Below are 2,159 nucleotides of genomic sequence, written 5' to 3' on the forward strand. Positions count from 1 at the left end.
GCTTTCTCTCTTCACTATATCTTGGCATCATTATTCCTTGTTGCCCCCATTTAGTTTATTCTTAGGGGGTGACAACTATCCTGACATAGGGGGCTTGCCACACCTCCCAAAAACTACAACCTTTAAACTCTCTTGAGCGATCAGATAAATGAGCCTTCCAATAATTAAGACTATTCTGCTCATAAAATATATAGATTGTATCGGCATCTAAAGGATCGTACCCAACCTCAAGCGATTTAGGTCTATGAATTGTATTTTTTCGGTGCAACCAACCCTGTTCTCTGATTTCAGAGCAAATATAATAGTTACCAAAAAGCTTAATACCTAAGTCTGATAAAGTAGCTTTCTTTCGAGGTAACAGCGCAATATACAAATCTTTCGCTGAAACAGTGCGAGGTCTACCTGTACGATGTTGTAACCCCCAGTTCCATAATTCAATAGGAACTAAAGGTAAATCAGCAGGCATATCACTGTCTCTATCGTAGTGACTTAATTGGTGAGCATTGTTATGCATCAAAATTGAATTAATAATAATTTTCTTAAAGTCTGAAATGGTTAAAGCAGCATCTAAACGGTAGTCATTTCCTCCCTTCTTTTTCTCTTTAACTCCTGTGACTACGCCTGGAGTAAACGGTTTGAACTTTGCCTGCATAGTTTTAAAGTATCGTTCCACTATAGGTTTTAAATCACCACGATAAGGAGGCGTATTTTCGACTCGAACTGAAAAGCTTTTTTCTAAGGTTTCAATTTGATGACCCAATAGCTCACCACGATCTGCAAGAATAGCATCAGGCAAACCTATACATGGCCAGTCATCAGCTGTGATATTAATGCCATACTTCTTACAGTAACTTTGCTTATCCGCTACCGCCATCTCTAGAGCTTGAATACTCGTAGCATAAGAAGGATTTTCAAATCCTATATAAAAGCCTGCTACCATACGACTAAATACATCTGTGACGAAATAAATTACTGGACGACCGACAACACTCTGTCTATCTGAATCGGATACCAGATAGATATCTGCAATGGTAGCATCGATCTCATACCGTGAGCCAGGACCTAGAACCTGCGTGTTAACCGTTGACCTTAACTGCCTTATATCCTTGTTATAGCTAATTTTATTATGCCTAGCCTTAAGTTTTTCGACAGAAGTAAAGTGCTTGTTATAAAAGTATTTAAACTGCCAGATGCTTGGGAAGTTTTCCTCCCTGACCTCTGGATTCAGAGAGCGATACATTGCCTTAAACTTTCGGTACGCATAAACAATGGTATATTTGCTATCGTTTAAGAGGTACTTATTTATAATAATTGAGAAGAGCCTTTCTATATCCTCATTAATAATGGCAGTAGTGCCTTTCTTATAAACTCTAGGTCTACCCAACTGTTTATCCTTAGCAATACGTTTTTTACCTTTCGCTCCAGAGTTTTTATAGTTTGGAAGTAAAGCATTAGGCGCTTGGCCTCTTTGCCAGTACCTACGCAGTAGCCGGTATAGTGTTTGCTTTGTACTTCTTTTAGCGTCAATAATTTCGTTTATAAATTTTGCTCGTTCCTCTGGAAGGTAGTACAAAGGATGGCTTACAATAGGCTTAATAAGCTCATAGCTTTCATCTCTTTTTAACTGAGCTGTACTACCCTCCTCAGGCGCTTGCAAAAGCAAACTCTGATAAGGATCATCGGTGATATAACATACGCCCTCTTCAATTAGATTTACTAATTCTTTGATAGGTATAAGCTCAGGCAGTGCAGATGTACGATCTATATCAATCCAAACGACTTGCTCTGGTAAAAGGCTTAATATTCTATACTTTGAGTCTTGATTGCTATAAACATCATTGATTCGCAGCATATCTAAGCTCCTCTGTCATTAAGCCCCAATATTGGGAGTCACTCGTATGAATATCACTACATTTTAATTTCCTGAAATCTATACGAAGATCGAATATCAAGAACCTCAATCCTAATAGTCTTCTTAACTCATTTAAGGAGCTACCTACTTCATCGAAATAAGCTCTATCAATATCTTTGCACAGGTCAATAATGCTTTTGTCAGGATTTTTAGTAATACCAATTCCAAGAAATAATATATAATAAATTATTATTTACTATTACGACGCCAGTATGCCAAAAATAACGCCTAGAAATCATAAGTTAAG

The 2,159-nt window shown here is 37.5% G+C and carries 2 protein-coding genes; both read right to left on the reverse strand.

Translation table 11 applies throughout. From position 1 onward, the window contains the following. Positions 1-61: 61 nt before the first annotated feature. Complete coding sequence (locus H140_RS0113530) at positions 62-1,852, reverse strand: Mu transposase C-terminal domain-containing protein (protein ID WP_019674177.1); 1,791 nt, start codon at positions 1,850-1,852, stop codon at positions 62-64. Beyond that, on the reverse strand, positions 1,836-2,105 hold the full coding sequence (locus tag H140_RS16590) for a TnsA endonuclease C-terminal domain-containing protein (RefSeq protein ID WP_201546945.1): 270 nt from the start codon (positions 2,103-2,105) through the stop codon (positions 1,836-1,838). The genes H140_RS0113530 and H140_RS16590 overlap by 17 nt, the downstream gene beginning before the upstream one ends. Between the last annotated feature and the right edge of the window lie 54 nt (positions 2,106-2,159).

Origin of the sequence: Psychrobacter lutiphocae DSM 21542, from assembly GCF_000382145.1 — a bacterium.
Taxonomy (GTDB): Bacteria; Pseudomonadota; Gammaproteobacteria; order Pseudomonadales; family Moraxellaceae; genus Psychrobacter; species Psychrobacter lutiphocae.

Excerpts from the sequence above, each read along its gene's own strand:
- H140_RS0113530 (WP_019674177.1), bottom strand. The coding sequence starts at position 1,852 with ATGCTGCGAATCAATGATGTTTATAGCAATCAAGACTCAAAGTATAGA.